The following is a 25874-nucleotide window of genomic DNA, read 5'->3' as shown; positions in this document are numbered from 1 at the left end:
ACCGTACTATTTCCTCAACTTCAACACCCACCTCGGTAAAAGATTGAGTAGTGCAATCAGCCACTTCATCTGCCACGGAAACACCAGCCTGTCGCGTCGCGCGGCAATAGCCTCTACAATCAAGGCCACTGCCTTCTGCTCAGACATGATAAAAAGCTTATGGCTGGCATTACCCTCATTCAAGGCTCGCAGTTTTTCGGTATCAATATAGCCTGGCACTATCGCAGTTACGGCAATAGCAAATGGCTTGAGTGCAATGCGGTAGGTATCACACAAACTCAAGACATTGCGCTTGGTCGCGCTATAGACGGAGGCGCCGGGATAATCATGCAGCAAACCCGCAACCGATGAGATGGCAACCAGTTGCCCGGATTTTTGCAGCAGCATTTTTTCAGTTGCCAGTTCAAATGCATGGCTCAGGCCACTGACATTGGTGCGCAGCATATGCAGGGTGGCAGCCTCATCCAGCAAATGGCTGCGGGTATTGTAATAAATACCGGCGGTAACGATGAGCATGTCCAGGCCTTGCACAGCAAAGTCATCAATGGCTTGCGACAGTGCAGCACGGTCGGCAATATCGAGCTGATAACTAGCTACACCAACCAGGTCATGAACGTCAGCAGGCAGTCGCTGCAAGTCACGTCCACAAATGGCAATCCTGTCACCGCGCTGCACATAGTGACGGGCCAGGGCCAGCCCGATGCCACTGGTACCGCCTATGACCATAATGCTCTTCATGCCTAGGCCACGCCCCTGCTGTATTTGTCGCTGCTGCGTATCATGGCTGCTTCGTCATAGGCAGCCTGGCGGGTGAAGGCTTCCATGCCGCGCGCATAACCATACTGCCATTGGGCCTCCATATAGGCTGCATAGGTGGCATGGGTTTCTGGCATGCTAAGGCGTATGCGATTTTTGCGCCAGTCCAGTTTCTTTTGCACTGATTCTTTGGCCAATACTGTCGCCACATCCGACGTATCGATACGCACATCAACTTCCTGGCCATTCGCATAGCGCAGGCGGGCGTTGCCGTCCAGCCCCAATACTGTGCGCCAGGCGGGGATGGAAAAAGCCTGGTCAAAGCTTTGCTTGAATTCCATCATGACTTCATCGGCCAGACGTTTTGCAATCTCTATGGGGAACAAGTCCAGCACGCCACCAAAATAATTGCCATCGGTATGGGTGTGGCAACGGAAATAAAACATGTCGGTGATAGAAATTCGTGCTGCAAGACTAGTGGGGGTTTGCACGTCACACAATAGCTGTTCTGAAATTGCATGTTCTCCCCAGCGCGGGTCAGCAAGTGGCGAAGCCATGCCGTCCAGCAGGGCTGCAGCTCTTGGGTTGCAAAATACGGTTTCTGCAAATAATTTACGCTGACCACGGGCTTGCCCAACTTCACTTTCATCAAACAACAATTTGCCGCCTATGATGGCAGTCGCGACGGACTGCTCGCTTGCTGCTAAACGCGGCAAGGGCAGTTCGGCCGGGATTTCAAACAGGTATTCATTGAACAGATCAGGAATGGTGCTGGCAGAGTCACGGCCAAAACCGCGCTTGGCAGCCAAGGCCAAAGCGCGGACTATGCCAGCCCTGGGGGATGACTTCAGGCCACTCCAGTAGTGGTACATTTCCTCAGAACTCAGCCATGCCTTGCGCTGTGCATCGTCTGGGAACGCAGCAATAATACTTGCCGCAATAGCACCGCCACAACTGGCCAGCAGAATATCCGGCGTGCGGCCAGCATTACAGGCAGCCGCGTACATGCCCAGATAAATACCAAAACGAAAACCACCACCAGCGAACACCATGCAGCGTTTATATTTTTTAACTTGATTCATACTGCTAAAATATCACACTGTTATGGCTAAACATACTCCAAATGTCGTACTCTCCTGCAACTGTGCAACACCGCTTGCGTCACTGGTTGCTGAATGCCTTGACGTTTGGCTTATGTTATTTCACTGCAAATATGCTGGCACAGGAACAAGGTGTAGTACGCCACGCTGCTCTGGCATTTGAGGCTGGCGTCCCGTTTTTGCAATGGATGATCGTACCCTACCTTAGTTCAGGGCTATTTTTTTGCGTGACGTTCTTTTTGGTAAGCAGCCAGGATCAATTGCGCCTGCTCAGCCAGCGCCTGTTACTGGCAACAATCATCGCAGCCTTCATCTTTGTGCTCTACCCTTTGCAATTCAGTTGGCCCAGGCCTGCCATTTCTTCTGCATGGTGCGCATATCTATATGATTTTCTGGCGCAAGTGGATAAACCATATAATCAATTACCTTCACTTCATGTTGCGTATTGCCTGTTATTCTGGAGCGCTCTGCGTCAGCATGTGCGCTCAGTTACATTGCACATCGCGCTGACTGCATGGCTTCTGCTGACGGCGGTTTCCACCTTGTTTACTTATCAGCACCATTTGCTGGACGTGCTTGGTGGTGGCTTGCTGGGACTGTTTTGCCTCGTCTTTATCACTCCGAAAAGAACAGAACCGCATGTGGCGTTTTATTACCTGATATTTGCCAGCATGTTTTTCATCATTGGCGTCATCGCTGCACGTAGCTGGCTGGCTCTGTATTTAGCATGCAGTCTGTTGCTGGTCAGCCTTGCTTATTATCGCAATGATGCTCACTTTCTACACAAAAACCAGGGACAATATCCATGGTGGATCTGGCTCTTGTATGCGCCCTACTTGCTCGGTTATCAGCTTACCTGGCTGGCCGTTGTCTGGCGTGAGAGACATAAACCTGTCATTATCAAGCTGACGGAGCAACTCTGGGTGGGTCGTCGCCTCAGCAGTAGAGAGGCAAAACAACTGCCTCAAGATTGCAGCATCATAGACCTGGCGAATGAACTCAGTGAAACACCAACCTTGCGTAAACACGCCTACAAACACTTCCCCTTGCTTGATCTGACCAAACCAGGCAAGCCGGTTAGTAATGAAATTTTGCTGTACATGCGCCAGGAAATAGACTCCGGAAAAACGGTTTACCTGCATTGCGCCATGGGTTATAGCCGATGTATATTGCTGGCCAAACTGTATATGTCACAAGGAACGAACAGTAAGTCATGAGCTTTTCTATCTACCAACTGAAGCCACGCTTCCAGCAATTGCTGCAACCTTTGCTGGCTGGCCTGGCGAAACGTCATATCACGCCGAATCAAGTGACCTTGCTGGCGATGTTCTTGTCCATCGCCTATGGCATTGCACTGGCTTGTTACCCGCAAAATAAAAGCCTGTGGCTGGGCCTGCCAATCTTTATGTTTGTGCGCATGGCGCTGAATGCAATTGACGGCATGCTGGCCAACTTCACCCAGCAAAAGACAGCTTTTGGTGCCATTCTCAATGAACTTGGCGATCAGGTTTCAGATGCTGCTCTGGTCTTGCCTTTTGCCCTGGTGGCAGGCATACAACTGCCATTGTTGATTGCGGTAGCCATGCTGGCGCTGCTGACGGAATTTGTAGGTGTTGCTGCCTTACTGGCAGGTTCCAAACGCCGCTTCGATGGCCCCATGGGCAAAAGCGACCGCGCTTTTGCCTTTGGTTTGCTGGCCCTGCTGGTAGCGTTTCAGCTATCAGCTATGTGGCTGAATGCTATATTGATCATCGTCCTGCTGCTTTTATTCTGGACTCTGCTCAATCGGATAAAACGGGCATTGCCGCATCACGCTGCGCCACCGATACCGTAAATATCCCGGCTATGCCAAGTTGGGTGGCAATTTTTTTGCAACCTATGCTGGCGACCAGGGCATCCATTTCCGCCTGTGGACGTGGGCGCATTTGCCATGACTGGCCTCTATGGCTGTTGAGTGTTTTCGCAATCATCAATAATTGCGGGTGCCATGGCTGGCCGGTGTACACCAGATGACCGCCAATTTTCAATTGCTGCTGGATACCACGCAGAGATGCCAATACCAACACATTGTCGCTGAACAGCTCATACAGGCCAGAGACGATGACGATGTCATAGGCATCTTCTTCTGCCGGGTAACTGGTTGCGGCAAAGGCATCGCGGCATTGATAGCTGATCTTGTTTTTCAACTGCAAGCGTTCAGCCAACTGCTTCGCCTGATCCAGATTAGCCTGGTCAAAGTCACGCAGGCTGATTTCTATATCACGGCTCTGAAAGCGCTTGATGGTTTCCAGTACATAACGGCCACCACCTGCAGCAATATCAAGTATGCGCACAGGCTGGTCTGTCGGATATTGCCGTATCAGTTCAGACAAAGTCTGCTGCATCTGCGCCTTGCGTTGACGTATACCGCGCCAACCTATGGCATCCAGATATCCACGGTCTATCATGCCTCCAATGAACAAACGGCCACCCGCCTGGTTGCGATAAACATAATCGAGTGAAGCACCAGAATCAAAGCCATGCTGCAGGCCTATCGTCATACCATGGCTTAGCCTGCCCAGATGGCCGAGCATGAATTTCTGCATGTCGTAAAAAGCATTTTCCAGAGCACCACCCAATTTACCTTGTTGCAGTGCCTGGTATTGACGGGCACTCTGGCTCAGGGTATCCGCCTTAAAGTAATGTGGCAAAGGTAACAGCTCTTTGGCATAACATTCAACGATGAAGTCCTTCGCTGCCTGTATGGCTTGTTGTACCTGACTCTCACTCTCATAAAAAATCGCGTGATGACAGTTTTCTATCAGTACATAGCGCTTCAGTGTAGAAGAAATAGTCTCAAAGAATTGCTTTTGCGGCGCCTGCTTGACGACATAATCCTTGTCAGCGACCAACATCAGCACGGGCGCATCAATCGCCTGGGCATCCTGCACCACCCGTTTGGCAGTATCGGCCAAGTCCAGCAAAACGCGGGCAGAGATATTCTTGGTAATCAGCGGGTCAGCATCATACGCCTTGGCCTGTTCGGCAGAATGCGTGAGCATGGACGAGCGTATATAGCTAGTGACAAACAAGTCAGGCTTGAAGCAGGTGGCGAAACGCAAAGCCGGTTTGGCCAGTGGCACATACAGATTGATATCAAATGCCGCAGCCGCCATGATCACACCACGCACACGCGGTGCATAGTCGTGCAGCCAGGTAGCAGCAATGACTGCACCAACACTGTTTGCCACGATGAGCATGTTTTCTTTGGCGATGCCATAACTATGCTGGATATGATTGATGAAGCTGTCAAAATCGCGCACCATGGTCTGAAAATCCGGTGCATCACCACGTTCGCCCGGCGAATTGCCGTGACCACGCGCATCCCACGCAAAAGCCCAGTCCTGAGTAAAGCCAAATTGCTCTACCAGTGGGCCGATGCGACCAGAGTGCTCATGGCCACGGTGCAAAAATATCAGGGCTTTTTGTGGTTGGTCTGCTGGAATCGCCAGTGGTTGCCAGACGCGGTAAAACAAACGGGTACTGTCATGGCTATCAAAGCCAGATTCACTGCACATCCATTTTGTTTGCAATTCTGTTGTCATGCATAATCCTTAATAAGTTCTTTTTTCAAAATAGTAATGCCAGATACAGTAAGGGTGCGGTAAGGACCAAGCTATCGACCCGGTCTAGTATGCCTCCATGCCCAGGTATCAACTCAGAAAAATCCTTGATCTTCAGATAACGCTTGGCTGCCGAAAATATCAGATCACCGACAAAACCACCTATTGAAAGCAAGATGCCCATCATCATTAAGTAAGTTGGGCTGGCCAGATCTAAATACATCCCCAGCACGGTTGATACCAGCATGGAAATCAACACACCCCCGATCAAACCCTGCACGGTTTTATTTGGGCTAATGGTTGGTGCGATGGTTTGCTTGCCAAAGATTTTCCCGCTGACAAACTGGGCGATATCGTTCAATGCGGTAACGACACACAGGTAAAAAAACCATGCCATCCTGACTTCGTTTGAAAACGGCAGCGCCAATAACTCCAGCATGAAGCCCAGACCATAGCAAAGCAGCAAGAACAGCATGAGAAGTAAATGATTGCGCTGTCGCCAGATGAAAAACTGCAAGGCTTGCAGAAACAATAAGGCTGGCAAGATCAGACTGGAATCAAAGTTGCCTGCATGCTGCAAAGAAGCTTGCAGTAACAGCAAAATCAGGCAAGGCAAGAAGAAGCGCCAGCGTGGCCCACTATAGTGCAGGGACAATTCACGAACCGCCAACACGACAATCAACAAGACCATCAGTAGCGGGCCAACAGGATATAAAAACAGACTCAAGCTGACGACGGGAAAAAGGAACCACCAGGCGTTGACTTGTTTGCGAAGCTGGCTCTCGGGCGAACTATGCCTGCCTACCCCAACACTTGCAAAAGCCAGAAGCAGGTAGAGCATCAACATGGCACCCAAGGTAGGATTGCCGAGAAGAAATTTTGGTAACACTAATCGACCTGAACAACAATGAAGATATTTCAGTGTACACCGAACTCAGCCGGACCTTGATTTTTGAATATGTAAGCATTGGAAACAGGGAATTGTTAATTTACCAATTTTTGTATATTCACACATCAGGCCAGGCTAATACGATTTCGGCCTTGCTGCTTTGACACATACATTGCAGCATCGGCAACATCAAACAATTCATCCGCATCCAGAGTGGATTCAAGATCAGCCACGCCTCCTGAGAAACTGACCGAGAAGTGTCCCCCCTCACAATGCTGCTGTATTTTGGCAAATGCCAACCTCACCTGATCAAGTACACGGCGGGCAGTGGCCGCGGTAGTATCCGGAAAAATCACGGCAAATTCTTCGCCCCCATAACGACCGACGATATCGCTGCGGCGCAGTCGCTGGCGCAGAAGCCTGGCCAAGGTACGCAAGACCTGATCACCAGCAGGATGCCCATATGTATCGTTGATATATTTAAAGTTATCTAGATCTATCATCGCCAGGGACAACGGTGAGCCGGTACGACCTGCCTGTGAAATCTCGGATGCTAATTGTTCCTTGATGGCCGTATGGTTAAACAAGCCTGTCAAACCATCACGCATGATGAGTGCGCGCAAGGAGCGATAACGCTCCGCTCTGGAAACGATGGATGATTTCAGATATTCCGGTGCCACTGGCTTGGTAATGAAATCATCAGCTCCAGCCCTGACAGCATCAAGCTGCTTGCTAAGATCGGCCTCGCTGGACAAGAATACGATAGGTACATCAACATAAGAATTATCTTGTCTGATCAGGCGTGACAACTCCAGGCCACTACAAACCGGCATATAGATATCCATGAGCAGTATTTCGGGGCGGAAATCTGTCATGACGGTCAGTATTTGTGTTGGGTCATTCAGCAGATACACATTCATGCCTGCATCGCGCAAAATCGCTCCGTAAAACTTGGATGTGACAGCATCATCGTCAATGATGAGCACGCGATAACCCTTGTTTTCATCAAGTTGCAACAGGGACTCTATGCGTTCAGTCAGGGCAACGACATCAACCGGCTTGGTGAAATAACCATCGCCACTGGCACGCACAGCCAATAATCGTGAATCAAAACTGCTGGAACGCGAGACAAATACGGTAGGAATGCGAAAACGCTCTATCTGCTTGATACGGGCAATTTCTTCCGCCCCGGCAACCTTGCCTTCGGGGAAACTCAGTTCAATGACGATCACATGAGGCCTGCGCGTAGCGACAGCCTTGGCCAACGCGCCCAGGTGGTTGATGCGCACTATTTCGTAGCCAAAATGCTCAAGCTGTAAGGTAATTTCCTGGTTTTGCGCTTCATCTTCGTCTACCAAATAAATCAGATGTGGGTCACTGCTGTCGCGCTCTTCTTCCTGCACACTTTCGGCAACACCGTTGACTGGCACATTGTCATGCTTCAAGGCATATTCAAAATAACGATTAACCTCTGCGGCATAGGATTTCAATTCCTCGGAATCCCAGGCCTTCCCCTCGAGATGTGGCTTGAGCGTGGATTCAAAGACCCTCGCTTGCGCCCCTATCTCGGCAAAGCCAAAGGTACCGGCAGAACCTGCCATAGTATGCAGATGCCGGTGCAGAACGACCATGGATTCTTTATCGTCCGGGCATTCCACAACCTTTTGCAAGGTTTGCGTGATCTCGTCAAACTTCGAAGGCAGTTTCTGTAAAAAAATAGCCTCAAGAGCACGCAATTTTTCTTGCAGGCTGTCATTTTTGTCAGACATTTAGGCTTTCTCCTGCCATAAGCCCCGCACCTGAATTGATAGTTCCATAGGATCAAACGGTTTTGCAATCACGCCTATGGCGCCCAGCGATTTATAAAATTCCATTTCTGACGACTGCACCTTGGCAGTCATGAAAATAACAGGGGTAGTCTTTGTGATAGACAATTTGCGTAATTCAGCCAGGGTGGTTGGGCCATCCATGTTTGGCATCATGACATCCAGAAGTAAGAGATCCGGAACAAAACCAGCACTTACTTCAGCGATAGCCTGCGCACCTGAACTACAGGTCTTTAAACTAAACCCTCCCACTACTTCCAAAGCAATCTGTGCCACGGTTTGTATATCAGCATCATCTTCGACATACAAAATGCTGGCGAGCGTTGCAGAAGTCATTGCTACTCCTTATTGCAATTGGTAAACCAGATAAAATCAGGATAAATCAAGATTACTCACAAAACAACAATAAATCCTGCACTGTGTCTGATATTGGCGAAGAAGTATGTTTTTCATTGCCCTTTCTGCCCAAAGCAGAGGCGTGAAGAAATAATAACACTAAAGCAATGATAATCCGGCAAACAGGCGATTCATTTATTTGAGCAGGAAATCCACACGATTTGGGCTAGCTCTGTCTTTGATACCTTCTGCGTTCAATCTTGGGGCGATCAGGAATAATCTTTCTCTTTCTATCCCAGCAACATCTTCCAGATAATCACGTACTGCATCGGCCCGTTTTTGTGCAAGGGCACGCAAGGCTTCTGGTGTCACTTGTGTATTGGCAAGTATCATTTTTTCTGCTTCTGAAGCGGGCAAGGTTTTCGCCAGTCCTATGGCATTGCGGGGCTTGGCAAATTTTTCTGCCTGATACACAACTTCGACATACTTTACCCGCTCAGTATCACTGATGCTGATGTCATCTCTTTTGATTGTGCGGTCTTTTTGATGCACTTCTTTCCATTTCAACTCACGCATTTTTTGCATCAGCAATGATTGACGTATGCCATCAGCGTCGCTGACTGGTTCTACCCGGCCAATGATATCGAGCTTGAGGCCAGTACGGTTCTTGAGTGCCATGGCCAGATTATCCAGCTTGGCCGTAGTGGCTGGCGTCAAGGCCGTCTGGCCAGGCAAGAATTCGGTGTAAGCCAGTTCTTCTCCACCGCCAAACATGGACCCTAACAAGGCAAATGGCGAGGTCACAGCCTTGGTGATCACATTCATGAACACCTTGAAAATGATCCCGCCAACTGAAAACTGTGGATCAGACAATGATCCGGTAATGGGCAAATTGATGGAAATACGTCCCTGGTTGTCGCGCAGCAAGGCAACCGCCAGCATCACAGGCAATTTGGTCGCAGTTGGGCTATCGACTCTTTCACCAAAGGTCAATTGATCAAGGCGAACATCATTCTCAGCCTGTAGTTGCTGGTTTTCTATGCGATAAGACACTTGCATGGACAGCTTGCCTTTTTCTATAACATAACCGGCGTACTTGGCTGCATAAGGCGTCAGTCTGGTCAGCTCCAAGCCGTTTGCGCTGGCCTTGACATCCATGAACATGGGATTAGCCAAGGGGTTCAAAGTACCGGATACCACCAGCGGAGCATCATCATCGACCTTGCCGGTTAATTCTATGGTTGCCGCTTGCGGATTGTCGGAAGCAATTGCACCTATGGTGCCAGCCACACCAGTCAGATTGGCAGTGTAATTGGGTTTAACGAAATTATCCGTGAAATTGATATTCCCGCCACGCATGGTAGTCTGGGCGACGCGTATCACTACAGGATTGGGTTTTTCCGCTTTTGCGGGCAAGGGCACAGTCACAATATTCGTCGTGGCGGTCTTGCTGGTGACAGCCTTTACTGCTGCGTCATCTACTTGCGCCACTGGAGCAGGTACTTCAACTTCTTCCGCATCTGCTTTCTTGGTGCTCAGGATGGTTTGTATATTCAGCTTGCCTTTGGCAGACAAAATGGCGCGTGCATAAAAATCATTCAGCGCCAATTTTTTCAAGGTGATCAATTGCTTGTCACCACCAATCTGGGCACTGAGGCCTTCCATCGCAATGTTTTTCCATTCCAGGAAATCTTCTTCCGCGCCATTTTCCAGCAGATGAAAATCGTTCAGTGCCAGCATGCCTTCGTAATTGATCTGCCTGTTATTGTCCAGCGCATTGGTCAGGTTTAGTTTGCCTTTGATGTCAGCCCGGCCACGTGTCAACGCGGCATTCACATAAGGAGACACGTAAGGGAATAAGGCAGACACAGGCAAACCCTGGCCATCCAGATTCACCATGATATTTTTCAACTGTGCGGATGCGGTCGCATCGAGACTGAGCTTAGACTTCTTCCCAATATTCGTCTTCAAAGTCATTTTGACTGGCTGCGACATGTCGCTACTGAGTTTTTCTGCATGTAGATTTAACGCATCCAGCCTCAGCTTGACTTCTGGCGACATGGATTTATCATTGAAACTGACAGCACTGTCCTTGAAGTCAAGGCTGGCAAGATTGATTTTCCAGGTTGCCGTCGCGGCAGCATAAGTCGAACTGGCAGCCACACTATCTACTACTGCAGGTGTAGTCGGGCTGGTACTTGCGCTGGATTTAAGCCATTTCTGCAAGTTCAGAACCGCTTTCTCATCCCGACGGACATCTGTCACCAGGCCATCGAAGAGCACACTACCTATATTGACTTGCCTGCTTTCCATATTCAGGGTCAGTTTATCGATAGTCAATGCTTTCAGGTTGAAACTGCCGTCATCGGCTGACTTGGGTTTGATGACGAATTGATTGAGCTTCATGCCCAGATCATCAACTTGCAGCATGCCTTTTTGCACTTGCAATTGTGCATTCACATCAAATTGACCCGTCACACTTGCGAGTAAATAATTGTTCAGCAAAGGTTGGTATGTAGCCAATGCCCAGGACCCCAGTGCCAGTTGCGCTTTTCCCGTACCACTAAACGGGTGCACTTCCCCTTCCAGTTTCAGGCTTTCATTATTTTCACCACTGAGTGCAAACTTGAATGCGGCAGCTTTGGCATCTGCTGCCGAAGACAAGCCGCGCGCAGTCAGGCTAATATCTTTCAGGTTAACGGTTTGTGCTGGGTTGGCATGTTTGGCATCGCGGAAATGCAAAATTCCTTTTGATATTTGTAGCTCTGCCAATTGTTGCAAGGCTGGAGCCGGTTTTGTTGTCGTCGCTATTGCCGATGAAGCTGGAGATCCAGATGCAGATGCAGCACTTGCTGCGACTGTTGCAACTGGTGCTACAGCACTCTTATTATTCGCTTTGCTATCTGCTTTGACTGCTTTAGCGGGCATTGCCAAACTGGCCCAGTTCAATTGACCCTGCTGATTGACATCCAGCCAAATTTCTGGCGACGACAATTCCAGTTTGCTGATGCTGGCTGCCGCCGTCATGACATTCACTTGCTTGATCTGCGCATGCAAGCTGCCGAGCTTCAGCAAGGGTGCATCTGACTTGTCGTTGATATGCAGCTCATCCAGATGCACATCCCCTGCCAGCAATAATTCTGGGTGAGTACTCTTGCGGCTGAATATCAAATCCAGTTTGGTAGACAATTTCGCGTTCCTGACCTGGACTGGCAAAGCCGCAGGCACATAGGGCAGATAGTGTGTCAGGTCCAGTTTGTCGAGGTCTATCGCCAGTGACGTATCCAGGCTATTGGTAAATGGCTTCGCCCTGCCCCTGAGGACAAAATTAGAACCATTCACCTTTGCCGACAACATGGGTTCGACAAAACTCTCTATTTGATTAGGGAAGTTGGATACAAAGGGCACGCCAATTTGCAGTGCCTCTATCTTGAATTGCTCATCAACGACCCTGTCATCTATTTCTATGCGGCCACCTGCCAGTTGCAAGTTCGCCAACGAAAAACGTGCCGTTGATTCACTCTTGGGCATGGCAGCAATTTTCTCCAGGATATCGCTGAAGTTGTAGCGTCCATAGCCCTCACCTGGAGTACGGATAATATGCACGTAGGGCTCAGTGAGCCTGACTTCATCGACGATCAGCGCCTGACGAAACAGAGATGCCAGCGACAGATTCAGCACCAGTTCCTTGACCTTGACTGCGGGTGTACGCTGATCAGCCTCATACAAATTCAAATCCTCAATTGTCAGTGCCAGCTTGAAAGGTGAAAAGCGAATATCCGCCATATCCAGCTTGCGGCCTATCTGCTGTTGCACTTGCTCAGCGGCGACACGTTTGACTATTCCCGGCAGAAAAGCCCAGCTCAGCGCAGCCAGCAAAAATACCAGACCGACCAGGCCTGCAGCCCATCGCCCCAGATGCCAGCGTTGGTTTGCATTGGTGATTTTTTGTTTTATTGTCGTCATAGTAGAGTCTGGTGCATTTGTGTATGGCTGAATAAGATTATAGTCTTCAACGACAGCGATCAAAAGAAAACCCCGGCTAAGCGGGGTTAAAGAATGTCAATCAGGAAAGAAATTCGTACATCGTCAGGCCAGTAACCGACCCGCAAACACTTTCGCCTGAGAAGGATTACCTGCAATGTGATAAGCCAGGTCTGCAGGTCTGGCGATATCCCAAAGCGCAAAATCTGCCGCCTTGCCGATTCCGAGACTGCCAGTGTCCGCATGCAAACCCAATGCCTGGGCAGCATGACAAGTCACGCCTTGGAGTGCTTCCAGCGGCGTCATGCGGAACAAGGTGCAAGCCATGTTCATCGTCAGCAACAGCGAAGTCAGGGGTGAAGTGCCGGGATTGCAATCAGTTGCCAGTGCAATCGGCACGCCCGCCACACGCAGTGCCGCCAAAGGCGGATACTTGGTTTCGCGCAAAAAGTAAAACGCCCCCGGCAAGAGCACGGCGACTGTGCCGCTTTCTGCCATGGCGGCTATGCCATCATCCGACAAATATTCGAGATGATCGGCAGACAAGCCTTTAAATTTTGCCGTCAATGCTGCTCCGCCCTGATCAGATAATTGCTCGGCATGCAGTTTGACTGGCAAGCCATGCGCTTGTGCTGCCTGGAACACCAGTTCAGTCTGCGCTGGCGTAAATCCTATTTTTTCGCAAAATACATCGACGGCATCGACCAGATCTTCAGCCACCAGAGCGGGCAGCATCTGTTCACAAACCAGTTTGATGTAATCATCCGCCCGTCCTGCGTATTCTGGCGGCAAGGCATGTGCGCCCAAAAAAGTTGTTTTGACGCGCACAGGAAACTCACGTCCTATGCGCCTGGCCACACGCAGTATGCGTGCCTCGGTTTCCAGGTCCAGACCATAGCCAGACTTGATTTCCAGCGTAGTCACGCCTTCGGCCAGCAAGGCATGCAGACGAGGCAAGGTAGCAGCCAGCAATTCATCCTCATTCGCTGCGCGGGTGGCACGTACGGTAGAATTAATACCACCGCCCTGCCTTGCAATTTCTTCATAGGCGACGCCATTCAAACGCGCCTCAAATTCATTGCTGCGGTTACCGGCATACACCAGATGGGTGTGGCAATCGATGAGGCCGGGAGTCAGCCAACAGCCTTTGCCATCATGGGTTTTGGCGACGACATATTCTGCTGGCAATTCACTTCGAGATCCCAGCCAGACAATCCTGCCATCTTTCACGGCGATGGCAGCATCCTTGATTTCGCCATAGCCATCAGTCATGCATGCCAGGTGGACATTGATCCACAAGCTATCCCAGGACAATCCAGTTGATATCATCAGCTGTCACCCATGTTTAAAAATTGTATGCGAATCAGATAGAGTACAGAATCTTCATCGGCCTGCAAGTTCAAACGTATGCCTTTATGTTCATGCTCTTCTTCGAACAGGCAGCAATCATAGTCTTGCAAAGTCTCACCTGTCGTCAGGCGGGCGCTGCCCTTGGCGCAAAACAGCAAGAGTTGCTGGGCATCATTGGCTTCGATGAAATGCTTGCCTGCCTCGAGCCTTTGCATGTGATGGGTGCAGACATCGCGCCGTGTCATCATATTCAAGTCCAACACAGTACCATGCAGGAGTTCAGCATTGATGGGCGTCTCGCCCCTGAACTGATGCGGCAGGCTGTCTTGTTTGAGGAAGACACTTTGCCCATGACTGTGTTCGCTATCGCTATGCAGTATCAAACCATCACCAGATAAAATCGCCAGAGTCCTGTCTATCTGGGCGAAATGCGAAAATGGGCCATTGCTGCTGACTTCAGCCGTGCTTAAGCGCCAGACAAAATGATCCAGGCTGGCGCCGCCAGGAAATATCGCCAGCTCAGTCGTGCTGCCGCCGCCATTTTTCCATGGCATGGTTTGATAGTCTTGTCTTGTCCACTTACGCATAGTATTCAAAAACTTTCAGCAAAATACAGAATGGCCCCCTCAGGCGAGAGAGCCATTATCTTAATACAAACCTTCAAACAGAATCAGGCAAAAAAATCAGGCTAAATACAGATTCTGATACAACTGCTGGCATTGTGCGCTCAAATGTCCTTCGACGACCAGTGCTTTCGCAGCTTCTATATCTGGGGCAAAGAACCTGTCCTTGTCATAGAAAGCCACTTTTTCACGCAACAGCGTGTGAACCTGCTTCAACATGGCTGAAGTTTGCAAAGGCGCATGGAAATCTACACCCTGTGCTGCGGCCAGCAATTCTATGCCAACAATGGTCGCCGTATTGTGGGCCATTTCATGCAAGCGGCGCGCACCGTAGGTCGCCATGCTGACATGGTCTTCCTGGTTAGCGGAAGTCGGAATACTGTCCACACTAGATGGGTGGGCATGTGATTTGTTTTCAGATGCCAGCGCTGCGGCTGTCACATGGGCGATCATGAAACCGGAATTCAAGCCAGACGAAGGCACCAGGAAAGGTGGCAGGCCAGAGATCGATGAATCAATCAGCAGGGCGATGCGACGTTCAGAAATGGAACCAATTTCTGCAATTGCCAGCGCCAGCGTATCCGCCGCGAAAGCGACTGGCTCTGCATGGAAGTTACCACCAGAAATGACTTCACCAGTTTCCACGAACACCAATGGATTATCGGTAACAGCATTGGCTTCTATCAGCAAAGTACGTGCCGCATTATTGATGATGTCGAGGCAAGCACCCATAACCTGTGGCTGGCAGCGCAGGCAATAAGGATCTTGCACACGTTCATCATTGACGAGATGAGACTGGCGAATTTCACTGCCAGAGAGCAGGTTGCGATAAATCTGCGCTGTCGCAATTTGGCCAGGCTGACCACGGCTGCTATGGATGCGTGCATCAAATGGTGCATCACTGCCCTTGGCCGCATCGACTGACAAGGAACCAGTAATGGTCGCTGCTTCCAGCAGACGCTCTGCCAGGAACAAGCCATTCAAAGCCAGCGCTGCCGATACCTGCGTACCATTGATGAGTGCCAGACCTTCCTTGGCAGCCAGTACGACAGGCTTGATACCGGCAGCAGCCAGCGCTTCTTTGGCAGGAACCAGTTTGCCATTCACACGCGCATCGCCTTCGCCCAGCAAAGCCAGGGTCATGTGCGACAAGGGTGCCAGATCGCCAGATGCGCCCACTGAACCCTTGACCGGGATAGTCGGCATGATGCCAGCGTTATACATGGCAATCATGCTGTCAATAACAGAAGCACGTATGCCGGAAAAGCCACGCGCCAGGCTGGCGATCTTCATCGCCAAAATCAGACGCACGACTTCATCCGAAATCAATTCGCCAGAACCGACGGAATGCGACAGGATGAGATTGCGCTGCAAGAGTTCCAACTGGTCGTCAGGAATGCGGGTCTTGGCCAATTTGCCGAAACCGGTATTGATGCCATAGGCCGCATCGCCTTTTGCGACAATTTTATCGATTGTGGCAGAGGCAGCATTGATGCCGGCATAGGCGCACTCTGCCAATTTCAAAGGCTGCGCCCTGGTCCAGATGGAGCGCAAGTCGCTCAGCGTGAATTGGCCTGGTTGAATTTCAAAATGATTGCTCATGTTTTTTCCTGAATACTTTTAATAGTGTCTTGGATTCCTTCCCATTAAAGGGAAAGGGCTAAGCCGATGCTTGCTTACTTTGCTTTGGCAATCATAGGCAAATTCAAGCCCTCACGCTCAGCACAAGCAACAGCCTGCTCATACCCAGCATCCGCATGACGCATGACGCCAGAACCGCAGTCATTGACCAGTACACGCGCCAGACGTTTGGCCGCCGCATCTGTGCCATCAGCAACAATGACCATACCAGAATGCTGGGAATAGCCCATGCCCACACCGCCACCATGATGCAGCGATACCCAGCTCGCACCACCCGCAGTATTGAGCAAAGCATTCAGCAAAGGCCAGTCGGATACTGCATCCGTACCATCGCGCATGCCTTCTGTTTCGCGGTTGGGGCTGGCGACTGACCCTGTATCCAGATGGTCACGGCCAATGACGATAGGTGCTTTCAATTCGCCATTCTTGACCATTTCATTGAAGGCCAGGCCAGCGATATGGCGCTCACCCAGGCCCAACCAGCAAATACGCGCTGGTAAACCCTGGAAGGCAATACGTTCTGATGCCATGTCCAGCCATTTGTGCACGCCTTTATTCTCAGGGAACAGCTCCTTGATCTTGGCATCGGTCTTGCGAATATCTTCAGGATCACCCGACAATGCTACCCAGCGGAACGGGCCCTTGCCATCGCAAAACAAGGGACGGATATACGCAGGCACAAAACCAGGGAAATCAAAGGCATTCTTGACGCCTGTGTCAAAGGCTACCTGACGGATGTTATTACCGTAATCAACAGTCGGTATACCCATGGTGTGGAAATCCAGCATGGCTTGCACATGGACGGCGCAGGCCTGTGCAGCATCGGCAGTCAGTTTCGCATGCTGAGCAACGTCTTGTTGCGCAGCTTTCCATTCAGCCACTGTCCAGCCTATAGGCAGGTAACCGTTGATGAGATCATGGGCAGAAGTCTGGTCAGTCACCAGATCAGGTTTCATGCCACCCGCTTTTGCACGCTTGACCAGTTCAGGCAAGATTTCTGCCGCATTGCCAAGCAATGCAATTGATACGGCTTCCTTACGGTCACAATGATGCTTGATCAAAGCCAAGGCATCATCAAGATCTTTGGCTTGCTTGTCGACATAACGGGTACGCAGGCGGAAGTCTATGCTTGATTGCTGGCATTCTATATTCAGTGATACCGCACCGGCAAAGCTGGCAGCCAAAGGTTGAGCGCCGCCCATGCCACCCAGGCCAGCTGTCAATATCCAGCGGCCGCCCCAGTCACCATTGAAATGCTGGCGACCTGCCTCTGCAAAAGTTTCGTACGTCCCTTGGACGATGCCCTGGGTGCCGATATAGATCCAGCTGCCGGCTGTCATCTGCCCATACATGAACAGGCCCTTGCGGTCGAGTTCATTGAAATGTTCCCAGTTAGCCCATTTTGGGACCAGGTTGGAATTGGCGATCAGCACGCGGGGTGCATCTTCGTGGGTCTTGAACACGCCTACCGGTTTACCGGACTGTATCAGCAGGGTTTCGTCTTCATTCAGTTCTTTCAGCGATGCCAGGATCTGGTCATAGCATTCCCAGTTGCGGGCTGCGCGACCTATGCCGCCGTAGACGACCAGATGCTTGGGGTTTTCTGCCACCGCAGGGTCAAGATTATTCTGGATCATGCGGTAAGCCGCTTCGGCTACCCAGGTCTTGCAGGTTTTTTCTGCGCCATGCGGTGCGTGGATTACGCGAGTGGCATCCCAGCGTGGGTCGTTATTCATTGTCTCTCTCCATCAGTTAAATACAGGATAGCGGCAATTCACAGAAATACCGCCCAAATATAAAAATCCGGCAAGCGAACAAATGCATAAGACCGGACAAAGCTGAATCATTAAGAGAAAGTTTAAGTTGTATATACAACTTTTGCAAGCGAATACTAAAAGGATTTTGCAAAAATATGAGGCAGGCCACATTTTGGCGCGATATTACCGGATCATGCCGCTAACGCCACTTTGCGGTTTTATCAGCGAGGCAGACAATAGCTACATGTTCAACCCAATCATGAAAGGCAAACACTATGTCCGTCGTCACTGAAGTCGCCGCAGCCAGCAGCCAGGAAGCCATCGCCCATTTTGCAGACAGCCTGCGTTTTGAGACTGATTGCTGGGATACACACCATGCCATGTCCGAAGGCAAAGCCGATTTTGTCTTGCTGGACGTGCGCAGCCCCGAGTCTTATGCCAAGGGCCATGTACCCGGTGCAATCAATCTGTTGAGAGGCAAGATCATCGCCTCGAAACTGGCCAGCTATCCGCCAGATACCTTGTTTGTAACTTACTGCGCTGGCCCGCATTGCAATGGCGCGACAAAGGCAGCGATCAGGCTGGCGCAACTCGGCCGTCCTGTCAAAATCATGATAGGCGGCATTACAGGCTGGCTCGATGAAGGTTTCAGCCTGACGACAGAAGTCGCTGAACTGGCATGAGTGCAAAAGCAGCGCCAGCGACATTCAGCGTACGCCCTGCCCTCGCCGCTGACGCGACAGGCTTGTTGCAACAGATGCGTGAACTGGCAGCCTTTGAAGGCTACCTGGCTGAATTTCGTGTCACCATTGACGACTTGCTGACGCGGGGCTTGGGGCATGAACCAGCCCAATTTCATGCACTACTGGCAGAATCAGCCGATGGTGTTTTGCTGGGCTATGCGGTGCTGGTAGAAACCCCCTTCACCTTTGATTTGCAAGCAGATTGTCGATTGAAGGAATTGTATGTCAGCCCGGCAGCCAGGAGCATGGGAGTGGGCAAGGCACTCATGAACGCAGTGTTAGCACATGCGAGATTGCGCGGTTGCGGTCGGCTAAAATGGGATGTATTGCCTGACAATGAAAATGCCAGGCAGTTTTATCGCAACTTGGGTGGCCAGCCAGACATTAACTGGGAGGCCTGGATACTGGCACTGTAAAGTAACTACTAGGGCGTGTTGACATATCTTTTAGACAAAGCGTTCCCGCCATATCGCGGGCTGGCAAGGCGTGTGGTGCAGTCAGGGCTGGTGCCCCTGACAAGACGCGCAACGCAGTCCAGCGTGCAATATGGCGGGAACCCGGAGGGAATGGGCCAGAAACCTTGCCTGGCGTTGTTGTGCGTCGCTCACTTGGCTCGCCAAGCAACGCTACGTACGCCTAGCCAGGCAAGGTTTCTCACCCATTCGCTTGACTAAAAGATATGTCAACACGCCCTTAGTACCTACGACAAAGCTGGCAATTTGTGTGCACGGTATCGGTATACGGCCACTGGCGGGGTTCATCTCCGTTTCGACCTCACTGGCTGCATATCTTTGGCGGTGAGGCGCACGCAGCCACCAATTGCTTGCCAGGCCGCAAGCACTCTTGCTTCAACTCCTGCATCACAATCTGCAAGATGCCAATCTCCTGCATGGCCGCAAAAAATGACATTGCAAACCAATAAATTCGCTATCACCGGCATGCTATGAGAAAATGCAGACACCTATCACTTCTACGCCACCTATCCTGTGAAACCCAGCAAGCCAGATACTCCCGCGTTTCAAGTCATAAAAGATACCCTGCTCCAGGAAATACAGTCAGGCAAATGGAAAGAAGGTGCCGCGATTCCTGCTGAAACTGCGCTGGCCAGCCAGTTTGGGGTATCACGCATGACAGTCAACAGGGCTGTGCGCGAACTCACCAGTGAACAAATCCTGACGCGCATACAGGGATCTGGCACCTATGTGGCACAACAAAAATACCAGGCAACGCTGGTGGCCATCAAAAGCATTGCAGAAGAAATCCGTTCACGTGGCCATGCCCACCGTAGCGAACTACATCAATTGAAGGAAGAAGTCGCCACCGAACAACTGGCGGCAGAATTCCAGGTCAAGCCTGGTCACACTTTATTTCACTCCGTCATCGTGCACTTTGAGAACGAGGTGGCGATACAGGTAGAAGACCGCTGGGTCAACTCCAGCGTGACGCCGGAATACCTGCAACAAGACTTCAGCGTCATGACCCCGAATGAATACCTGGTTGCTGTGGCCCCCTTGCAAGGCGTTGACTACAGCATAGAAGCCGTGCTACCACCCAAACAGATAGCTGAAATGCTGCATATCTCAGCCAAAGAAGCCTGCCTGGTCTTACACAGAACCACCCGCTCACGCGACATGATCGCGACCAGCGTGACCATGTGGCATCCGGGTAAACGTTATCAGTTTGCCGGGAGTTTTTAGTTTTCAAGACCTCTCAACACATCGACACAGAGGTGTCACAGAGGGCACTGAGAAACTCTTCTGAGTATGTTTCATTTGCGAATTTCGCAGGAGCGAACTGTGGAATTCATGCATTATGTTGCTTGCTGACGAAACAATGTTGTTTTGCAAAAGATCACTCCCTCCACTGCGATGAGCTTTTTGCTCCAAGAAATTTCCGCGATAGCTGTCACCCAAATGCCTTCCCGCCGCGTTATATCTTAACAATCTGGCACTTGCCATTTTGCATTTAATGCAGCCGTCACACCTCAAGGGTGCTGGCAAGTTAAAATACGGCTTACGCTCAAATAAGCAAGAAAGAAATATCATGGCAAAAAAGAATGAACTGGACCCGGAAACCGAGGCGCTGATTGCCTGGTGTACCGAAGTAGAAGGCTTCCTGGTCGCAGGCGGCGCTACCGTCAGCCAGGCACAAGATCATATAGAGGAACAGATAGAGTGGTTCACCGATCTGTTTTTTGATGGATTAACACCAGAAGAGGCAGCTAAAGAAGCCCTGGCCTGAGTGCCAGCACAAGCTCACCTCTAAAGCATATAGAAATAAAGATGATTCACCGCAAATTATTAGTACCACTCGCCCTATCCCTTGCTTTGTTAAGCGCCTGCACCACCACCAAGCATAGTGGTACGCAGCATGAAGAATTTGGCGCTACCGGCGTATTTACCCGCAGCTTTCCTGGTACTGAAAAAAGCGCCTGCGAAGCGGCACGCCGCGCGCTGCTAAGCCAGGGCTATGTCATCAGCGACTGGAAACCATCGGTCCTCAAGGGCCGCAGGAAATACCAGCCAGAAGCTGACATTCATGCAGAAATCGAATTCAACGTCGTCTGCGTGGCGGATAGCAAAGGCAGCAATAGCACCACGGTTTTTGCCAATGCAGTACGTGACCGTTATTCACTGAAGAAAAGCAACACCTCAGCCAGCATAGGCGTCAGCGCCATAGGTTCGGTGTCCCTGCCCTTTGGTTCTACGGATGATGCTCTGGTCAAGGTTGCCAGTGAAACCATACCGACTGGCCAGTTTTATGAACAGTTTTTTGAACTGGTAGATCGCTATCTGGATACTGTGCCCTATGTCCAGGAAGTGGACAACAAGGGAACGACTGCACCACAGCCTCCATTAGCTCCGGCAACGGCCAGCCAGACAGTGACAAGCACACCACCAGAACAGTCCGCTAAAAAATCAGAGGAATGAGTGCATGCAAGCCGATGACCTGCAAAGATTATTGAGTTTTAAAATGCCTTATGGCAAATATAAAGACACGGTTATCGCCGACTTGCCCGGTAATTATCTGTGCTGGTTTGCACGTGAAGGTTTTCCTAAAGGTGAAATTGGTCGCTTGCTGGAATTGATGTATGAGATTGATCACAATAATCTGGGTGAATTGCTGGCACCACTCAGAAAGAAAACCTGAACAAATCTGAGCTATCGCGCCCAAACGAGCGATTTACAGAGACTACCAAGTCAAAACGAGAAAAGGCAGGCATGATCACCATGCCTGCCTTTTCTATTTACCCAGACTGATCAGTTAGTCTTAGTGACGTCTTTGCTCTGACGCTTGCCCGCAGCAGTTGCTGGCAAGTATTTCATAGGGTCATTCACACCTGCAGCATAGGCAGTCACCAGGCTACGCTGGCGCATGCAAGATGCACTGAGTACCGTTGCATCTGGTGCAGCAGAATTAACGCACACCTGCAAATCCTTGACTGTATCCAGCGGGATGCCGGCAGCAGCAGCTACAGAAACGATGGATTGTGGATTGGCACCACTAGCAACCAGACCATCTACAGTTGCCTGCAAATTGCTCGTCGTCGTCAATGCATTGAAAATACCATCAACAGAAGTGTCTACGCCTTCAGCAAAGGCCACCGACAAACTACCAGCCAAAGCCAGTCCCAACAAAGTGTTTTTCATCATTTTTTTCATCAGTATCCCCCAACATGTTGACAAACCATTTTGTCTCACGCAGCCAATTCTAAATAAGTGTAAATCAAATTGAAAGCAGATATTTGTAACCTGCAAAATCTAGTGAACTTACTTGCAAATTAAGCACTTAGGCACATTTACGCACTTTTATAAGTGGTATGCAGGCTTTAGCAAGCAATCTGCAATGCAGATTGCCAATAAGCCATTCACAGCTCGCACAATCTGCACTAACTGTAAAAGGCTCATCGTTACTACACAGGTTCAGTCGTATCAATCAGGCAGCTTGCTGGACTTGCGCCCTCAAAGCAGCAAGTGCATTGAGTTCGTCAATAATCGCCTGATCTTTTTCCAGGGTTTGTGCTGGTGGTATTACCAGTGTCGTGATTTGTTTATACGACATCTTAGGCAAATCCCCCAGACGCAGCTTGTCTATGCGTGTTTTTTCGAGCGGGTCAGTAGCGGCCTCATACAGAATGACTTCATGATCCAGAGGGTAATACTGCGCCAGCTTATTCACCAGTATTTGTAAATGGGCTGGCTCTGTATCAAAACGCTTCAATGTCAAATCCCCGGCAATACCAACCTGCCACAAAATCAACAAAGCTGTCGGGTCCAAAGTCCGTTTATAGATCATGAACTGGGTAGATTCCATGGATTGCATGCCATGACTACCCGGATCAATGCCCAAATCAGCGACCAGGCAATCAAGCGCAGAAATGCCTGGTTCCATATGCGCTTCATAACCTTCTTCGCGGGCTTCGGCAATGGCCATGTGCGAGATACAGGCAAATATACCTGGGTGACCATAAAAGGCAGCACATACTTTCTTGCCAGCACGCATTTCTTTCAAAATAGTGTCGGCCATACGCCTATAAGTATCACGCCTGGTTTTGCCCTCGACCTTGGTGTCGTCGTAATGATCATTCAGGCAAACATATTCTTTGGCAACACCTTGCAACCATTTGCGCGTAAAAATATTGGGCACCGCCGCAATGACGATATCGAAAGACTCAATATAACTTTGCGCAATAGGCGTCAGTTGCCCAGCCATGCGCATACCTGTACCAACAAAGACCAGTGAACCTTGTTTTTTATTTGTCATAGACTTTTAGACATAAACATGAGATGACAGCAGAACAAAATGCGATACTGCCTCAAAATAAGTAAATTAAATAGCCCGATCCACAAAAAAGATAATCTTTAGAGATCACTCTATGCTGCAACGGTTTCCTCTTGATCAAACCGTATAACTATAGAATCAAGTACATCAAAGTCTCTAAATGGAATGTCCAAAAAGGCCGATATTTCACGCCTGTCTAATCTCAACAAAACAAGCTGCTCATCACGAGATAATCCAAAATCACGGGTAGCTTTAAGCGGGTCACTTTTATGTGACTGTATAAGAACAGCATTTGCATCTAGGGCATTCAAATAATCTAATACCTTGGACATAGATTTCTCCGTGGCTTTAAAAAACACCGGGGTAATACCATCGTTGATTTTATTCTTAATTTTCAGGCAATGGAAAGTAAATTCTCAACAATAATTAAATGCTCAAAATCAGGATGCTTGCCTGAAAACATTTACGCAATTTCTACCTTCCGCCTTGGATCTGTACAGTGCTTTGTCTGCGGCTTCCAGGGTTTCGTCAAAGTTGCTGAGGCCATTTCCATCTACTGTGGCAACACCAAAACTGGCAGACAAAGAGAAGATATGGCCACTGGGTTCTGTGTCTATCATGGCAATCGCCATACGGCAGCGTTCTGCCAGTTGCAATGCAGAAGCCTGGCTTGAATCTGGCATACAAATGCCAAATTCTTCGCCACCCAGTCGTCCAAACAAGTCAACTTTGCGTAAGTGGGTTTTGACGGTTTCACTGACTACTTTCAAAACCCAGTCACCAGTAGCATGGCCGTGGGTGTCATTGATATTTTTAAACAAGTCCATATCAAACAAAATGATACTCACGCTGCCCGTGCGCATTTTGAATGCTTCATTGGCAAAACTGATGAAATGCATGCGATTGGCGGCCTGAGTCAGACCATCTGTTTGAGAAAATTGGCGGAACTGGTTTTTTTGCTGTAAAGCCCTCATTAGCCATATACCCAATACGAACACAATGACCAATACCAGTGCAATCAAGAGTAATAAATTCTGATTATTCTTTTTTTCCAGTTCACGTTCAACTGCCAGGATTTTATTCTTTTGTTCAAGCAGATTCAACTGGTTGGCTTTATCCTGCGTATCGAATTTGACACGCTGAAATGCAAGATTTTTATGGAGCAAGTCGTCCAGCACGCGATTTTTCAAAACCAGTGCTGTCTCAAAATACTCCAAAGAATTCAAGTACTGCCCTTGCGCACGCTTTATACTAGCCATAGTTTCTGCCGTTTTTTCCATCAATTGAATGGCATTACCTGCCTTCGCTTTTTGGTAAGCCTGCAATCCATAGCGCTCAGCTTGCTCCAGATTGCCTGTATGCAAATAGGCGCGTGCCAAAGCTTCTTCAAGTTGAGTGCCATAATCCGAACTTTGATTCAACTTTGAAAAATCTTGAAGCAGTGTTATAGCGGCCCCTTTGCCTTGCAGATAGTTGCCAGAATCTATTAAATCTATGCCTGCCAGCGTGTTTAGCAAGAGTGAATAAAAATTTTTGTTCGCGGCATCGCATACTCGTATCGCATCAGGCAGAACCGCTCTGGCTCGTTGCCGTTCACCACGCAAAAAATTAATTTCAACTTGATCGCCTAAAGCGAGACATTGCGTATTTTTACTTTCTGAAGTTGTTGCCAACGCCAACATCCGATCAGCATAAATCAGGGCTTCATCATAAGCATGCAGAGAATTCAGAAGAGTGATTGCGCCTTGCAAGGTATCAGCTTTGGCTTCAACGCTGCTCAATTTTGGCAAAATCAAAATACTCTGATTCATTGCCTCCAAGGCTTTTTCATACTCACCTAGATTGGTAAAGCCCGATGAAAGTTGATACAAGAATCTAACCCGATAAAGAGGATCACTTACTTGATCTATTACGGATTGAACCAGCTCCACCCTTTCTTTGTGCCGCCCCTTAAATCCTAGTGTTGCTGCACTCAACAAAAAAAATCTACTACGCTGAGCTTCTGTGAAATTTTGTTTCAATTCACTCAACTTACTTAAAGTATCGGATGCTTTTTCAGGTGCAGTAACGATCTCCTGACCAGAGCGCTTTAGAAGTTCATCAATCGACTGTGTCACATCAATTGATGGTTGCGCTGGCCGCGCACTTCCGGCGACAAGCAACATGGACGCCCAAAATAGTATAGTTCGAACCAATGACATTGCTTGCGCCGGAAACAGGGCTAATTTAGGGTGCGGTAACGATTGAATCTAACGCATTCAACTGCTCGACGGGAATCCCCAGTACATCAGCAACAGCCTGTGTATCTCCCGAATGAACAGCCTTCTTTTCTTCTTCAGTTAATCCAAAGTTAGTCATTGCGCCAAGTGGATCATTTACATGCGCCTCACGCGCAGCTGCATCTTTATCCAGTGTATTCAAATAATCCAGCAATTTAGACATAGTGTTTGACCTTTCAATTAAATCTCAGGTTAAAAAACAGGGA

Annotated in this window: 24 protein-coding genes; 8 read left to right on the top strand and 16 right to left on the bottom strand. The window is 49.5% G+C overall.

Annotated features, from left to right (window positions below):
- Positions 1-6 precede the first annotated feature (6 nt).
- On the bottom strand, positions 7-738 hold the full coding sequence (locus H8L47_RS13795) for an SDR family NAD(P)-dependent oxidoreductase (RefSeq protein ID WP_186954183.1): 732 nt from the start codon (positions 736-738) through the stop codon (positions 7-9).
- 2 nt (positions 739-740) lie between these two features.
- A complete protein-coding gene (locus H8L47_RS13790; protein ID WP_230413732.1) occupies positions 741-1838 on the bottom strand; it encodes a patatin-like phospholipase family protein in 1098 nt (365 codons plus the stop codon).
- 41 nt (positions 1839-1879) lie between these two features.
- Between H8L47_RS13790 and H8L47_RS13785 the strand changes: the two genes are divergently transcribed.
- On the top strand, positions 1880-3073 hold the full coding sequence (locus H8L47_RS13785; RefSeq protein WP_186954182.1) for a phosphatase PAP2 family protein: 1194 nt from the start codon (positions 1880-1882) through the stop codon (positions 3071-3073).
- Entirely contained in the window at positions 3070-3690 is a 621-nt protein-coding gene (locus tag H8L47_RS13780) for a CDP-alcohol phosphatidyltransferase family protein (protein ID WP_186954181.1), read from the top strand. The genes H8L47_RS13785 and H8L47_RS13780 overlap by 4 nt, the downstream gene beginning before the upstream one ends.
- On the opposite strand, the gene H8L47_RS13775 is transcribed toward H8L47_RS13780, so the two are convergent.
- From H8L47_RS13775 to hutU, 9 genes are all read right to left on the bottom strand, one after another.
- Complete coding sequence (locus H8L47_RS13775; RefSeq protein ID WP_186954180.1) at positions 3638-5440, bottom strand: bifunctional alpha/beta hydrolase/class I SAM-dependent methyltransferase; 1803 nt, start codon at positions 5438-5440, stop codon at positions 3638-3640. The genes H8L47_RS13780 and H8L47_RS13775 overlap by 53 nt on opposite strands.
- 25 nt (positions 5441-5465) lie before the next feature.
- The gene (locus H8L47_RS13770; protein ID WP_186954179.1) at positions 5466-6347 is read right to left on the bottom strand and encodes a phosphatidate cytidylyltransferase; all 882 of its coding nucleotides are present in this window, start codon (positions 6345-6347) and stop codon (positions 5466-5468) included.
- A gap of 125 nt (positions 6348-6472) precedes the next feature.
- The gene (locus tag H8L47_RS13765) at positions 6473-8116 is read right to left on the bottom strand and encodes a diguanylate cyclase (RefSeq protein ID WP_186954178.1); all 1644 of its coding nucleotides are present in this window, start codon (positions 8114-8116) and stop codon (positions 6473-6475) included.
- The gene (locus H8L47_RS13760) at positions 8117-8509 is read right to left on the bottom strand and encodes a response regulator (protein ID WP_186954177.1); all 393 of its coding nucleotides are present in this window, start codon (positions 8507-8509) and stop codon (positions 8117-8119) included.
- Positions 8510-8704: 195 nt separating this feature from the next.
- Complete coding sequence (locus tag H8L47_RS13755; RefSeq protein WP_186954176.1) at positions 8705-12475, bottom strand: DUF748 domain-containing protein; 3771 nt, start codon at positions 12473-12475, stop codon at positions 8705-8707.
- 123 nt (positions 12476-12598) lie between these two features.
- The gene (gene hutI, locus H8L47_RS13750) at positions 12599-13822 is read right to left on the bottom strand and encodes an imidazolonepropionase (protein ID WP_186954175.1); all 1224 of its coding nucleotides are present in this window, start codon (positions 13820-13822) and stop codon (positions 12599-12601) included.
- The gene (locus H8L47_RS13745) at positions 13822-14430 is read right to left on the bottom strand and encodes a HutD/Ves family protein (protein ID WP_186954174.1); all 609 of its coding nucleotides are present in this window, start codon (positions 14428-14430) and stop codon (positions 13822-13824) included. Before H8L47_RS13745 ends, hutI begins: the two co-directional genes overlap by 1 nt.
- A 96-nt stretch (positions 14431-14526) precedes the next feature.
- Positions 14527-16068, bottom strand: coding sequence for a histidine ammonia-lyase (gene hutH / locus H8L47_RS13740; protein ID WP_186954173.1), 1542 nt, complete (start codon positions 16066-16068; stop codon positions 14527-14529).
- Between the two features lie 74 nt (positions 16069-16142).
- Entirely contained in the window at positions 16143-17843 is a 1701-nt protein-coding gene (gene hutU, locus H8L47_RS13735) for a urocanate hydratase (RefSeq protein WP_186954172.1), read from the bottom strand.
- Between the two features lie 296 nt (positions 17844-18139).
- Here hutU and H8L47_RS13730 point away from each other — a divergent pair, with 296 nt between their 5' ends.
- From H8L47_RS13730 to H8L47_RS13705, 6 genes are all read left to right on the top strand, one after another.
- Complete coding sequence (locus H8L47_RS13730) at positions 18140-18547, top strand: rhodanese-like domain-containing protein (protein ID WP_186954171.1); 408 nt, start codon at positions 18140-18142, stop codon at positions 18545-18547.
- Positions 18544-19023: a GNAT family N-acetyltransferase gene (locus tag H8L47_RS13725; protein ID WP_186954170.1), complete on the top strand. Its 480-nt coding sequence runs from the start codon at positions 18544-18546 to the stop codon at positions 19021-19023. The genes H8L47_RS13730 and H8L47_RS13725 overlap by 4 nt, the downstream gene beginning before the upstream one ends.
- Before the next feature lie 570 nt (positions 19024-19593).
- Complete coding sequence (gene hutC, locus H8L47_RS13720; RefSeq protein WP_186954169.1) at positions 19594-20304, top strand: histidine utilization repressor; 711 nt, start codon at positions 19594-19596, stop codon at positions 20302-20304.
- A gap of 346 nt (positions 20305-20650) precedes the next feature.
- Positions 20651-20848 carry a hypothetical protein gene (locus H8L47_RS13715; RefSeq protein WP_174244932.1) on the top strand — a complete coding sequence of 66 codons (198 nt, stop codon included), beginning with the start codon at positions 20651-20653 and terminating at the stop codon, positions 20846-20848.
- A 41-nt stretch (positions 20849-20889) separates the two neighbouring features.
- Complete coding sequence (locus H8L47_RS13710) at positions 20890-21537, top strand: DUF2242 domain-containing protein (RefSeq protein ID WP_186954168.1); 648 nt, start codon at positions 20890-20892, stop codon at positions 21535-21537.
- Positions 21538-21541: 4 nt separating this feature from the next.
- A complete protein-coding gene (locus tag H8L47_RS13705) occupies positions 21542-21757 on the top strand; it encodes a DUF3820 family protein (RefSeq protein WP_186954167.1) in 216 nt (71 codons plus the stop codon).
- 110 nt (positions 21758-21867) lie between these two features.
- On the opposite strand, the gene H8L47_RS13700 is transcribed toward H8L47_RS13705, so the two are convergent.
- From H8L47_RS13700 to H8L47_RS13680, 5 genes are all read right to left on the bottom strand, one after another.
- Positions 21868-22257, bottom strand: coding sequence for a hypothetical protein (locus H8L47_RS13700; RefSeq protein ID WP_186954166.1), 390 nt, complete (start codon positions 22255-22257; stop codon positions 21868-21870).
- A 286-nt stretch (positions 22258-22543) separates the two neighbouring features.
- Positions 22544-23371: an SAM-dependent methyltransferase gene (locus H8L47_RS13695; RefSeq protein ID WP_186954165.1), complete on the bottom strand. Its 828-nt coding sequence runs from the start codon at positions 23369-23371 to the stop codon at positions 22544-22546.
- Positions 23372-23481: 110 nt separating this feature from the next.
- Positions 23482-23721: a hypothetical protein gene (locus H8L47_RS13690; protein ID WP_186954164.1), complete on the bottom strand. Its 240-nt coding sequence runs from the start codon at positions 23719-23721 to the stop codon at positions 23482-23484.
- A 108-nt stretch (positions 23722-23829) separates the two neighbouring features.
- Complete coding sequence (locus H8L47_RS13685; protein ID WP_186954163.1) at positions 23830-25200, bottom strand: tetratricopeptide repeat-containing diguanylate cyclase; 1371 nt, start codon at positions 25198-25200, stop codon at positions 23830-23832.
- A gap of 415 nt (positions 25201-25615) precedes the next feature.
- The gene (locus tag H8L47_RS13680) at positions 25616-25831 is read right to left on the bottom strand and encodes a hypothetical protein (RefSeq protein ID WP_186954162.1); all 216 of its coding nucleotides are present in this window, start codon (positions 25829-25831) and stop codon (positions 25616-25618) included.
- Between the last annotated feature and the right edge of the window lie 43 nt (positions 25832-25874).

The organism is Undibacterium umbellatum (genome assembly GCF_014284125.1).
In the GTDB taxonomy this organism is placed as follows: domain Bacteria; phylum Pseudomonadota; class Gammaproteobacteria; order Burkholderiales; family Burkholderiaceae_D; genus Undibacterium; species Undibacterium umbellatum.
This window is presented reverse-complemented; position numbering and strand designations above follow the sequence as displayed.

What these genes read in the sequence shown, in the direction of transcription:
- H8L47_RS13795 (WP_186954183.1), bottom strand. Translation starts at nt 738, where the DNA reads ATGAAGAGCATTATGGTCATAGGCGGTACCAGTGGCATCGGGCTGGCC.
- H8L47_RS13790 (WP_230413732.1), bottom strand. Translation starts at nt 1,838, where the DNA reads ATGAATCAAGTTAAAAAATATAAACGCTGCATGGTGTTCGCTGGTGGT.
- H8L47_RS13785 (WP_186954182.1), top strand. Translation starts at nt 1,880, where the DNA reads ATGTCGTACTCTCCTGCAACTGTGCAACACCGCTTGCGTCACTGGTTG.
- H8L47_RS13780 (WP_186954181.1), top strand. Translation starts at nt 3,070, where the DNA reads ATGAGCTTTTCTATCTACCAACTGAAGCCACGCTTCCAGCAATTGCTG.
- H8L47_RS13775 (WP_186954180.1), bottom strand. Translation starts at nt 5,440, where the DNA reads ATGACAACAGAATTGCAAACAAAATGGATGTGCAGTGAATCTGGCTTT.
- H8L47_RS13765 (WP_186954178.1), bottom strand. Translation starts at nt 8,116, where the DNA reads ATGTCTGACAAAAATGACAGCCTGCAAGAAAAATTGCGTGCTCTTGAG.
- H8L47_RS13760 (WP_186954177.1), bottom strand. Translation starts at nt 8,509, where the DNA reads ATGACTTCTGCAACGCTCGCCAGCATTTTGTATGTCGAAGATGATGCT.
- H8L47_RS13755 (WP_186954176.1), bottom strand. Translation starts at nt 12,475, where the DNA reads ATGACGACAATAAAACAAAAAATCACCAATGCAAACCAACGCTGGCAT.
- hutI (WP_186954175.1), bottom strand. Translation starts at nt 13,822, where the DNA reads ATGATATCAACTGGATTGTCCTGGGATAGCTTGTGGATCAATGTCCAC.
- H8L47_RS13745 (WP_186954174.1), bottom strand. Translation starts at nt 14,430, where the DNA reads ATGCGTAAGTGGACAAGACAAGACTATCAAACCATGCCATGGAAAAAT.
- hutH (WP_186954173.1), bottom strand. Translation starts at nt 16,068, where the DNA reads ATGAGCAATCATTTTGAAATTCAACCAGGCCAATTCACGCTGAGCGAC.
- hutU (WP_186954172.1), bottom strand. Translation starts at nt 17,843, where the DNA reads ATGAATAACGACCCACGCTGGGATGCCACTCGCGTAATCCACGCACCG.
- H8L47_RS13730 (WP_186954171.1), top strand. Translation starts at nt 18,140, where the DNA reads ATGTCCGTCGTCACTGAAGTCGCCGCAGCCAGCAGCCAGGAAGCCATC.
- H8L47_RS13725 (WP_186954170.1), top strand. Translation starts at nt 18,544, where the DNA reads ATGAGTGCAAAAGCAGCGCCAGCGACATTCAGCGTACGCCCTGCCCTC.
- H8L47_RS13715 (WP_174244932.1), top strand. Translation starts at nt 20,651, where the DNA reads ATGGCAAAAAAGAATGAACTGGACCCGGAAACCGAGGCGCTGATTGCC.
- H8L47_RS13710 (WP_186954168.1), top strand. Translation starts at nt 20,890, where the DNA reads ATGATTCACCGCAAATTATTAGTACCACTCGCCCTATCCCTTGCTTTG.
- H8L47_RS13705 (WP_186954167.1), top strand. Translation starts at nt 21,542, where the DNA reads ATGCAAGCCGATGACCTGCAAAGATTATTGAGTTTTAAAATGCCTTAT.
- H8L47_RS13700 (WP_186954166.1), bottom strand. Translation starts at nt 22,257, where the DNA reads ATGAAAAACACTTTGTTGGGACTGGCTTTGGCTGGTAGTTTGTCGGTG.
- H8L47_RS13695 (WP_186954165.1), bottom strand. Translation starts at nt 23,371, where the DNA reads ATGACAAATAAAAAACAAGGTTCACTGGTCTTTGTTGGTACAGGTATG.
- H8L47_RS13690 (WP_186954164.1), bottom strand. Translation starts at nt 23,721, where the DNA reads ATGTCCAAGGTATTAGATTATTTGAATGCCCTAGATGCAAATGCTGTT.
- H8L47_RS13685 (WP_186954163.1), bottom strand. Translation starts at nt 25,200, where the DNA reads ATGAATCAGAGTATTTTGATTTTGCCAAAATTGAGCAGCGTTGAAGCC.
- H8L47_RS13680 (WP_186954162.1), bottom strand. Translation starts at nt 25,831, where the DNA reads ATGTCTAAATTGCTGGATTATTTGAATACACTGGATAAAGATGCAGCT.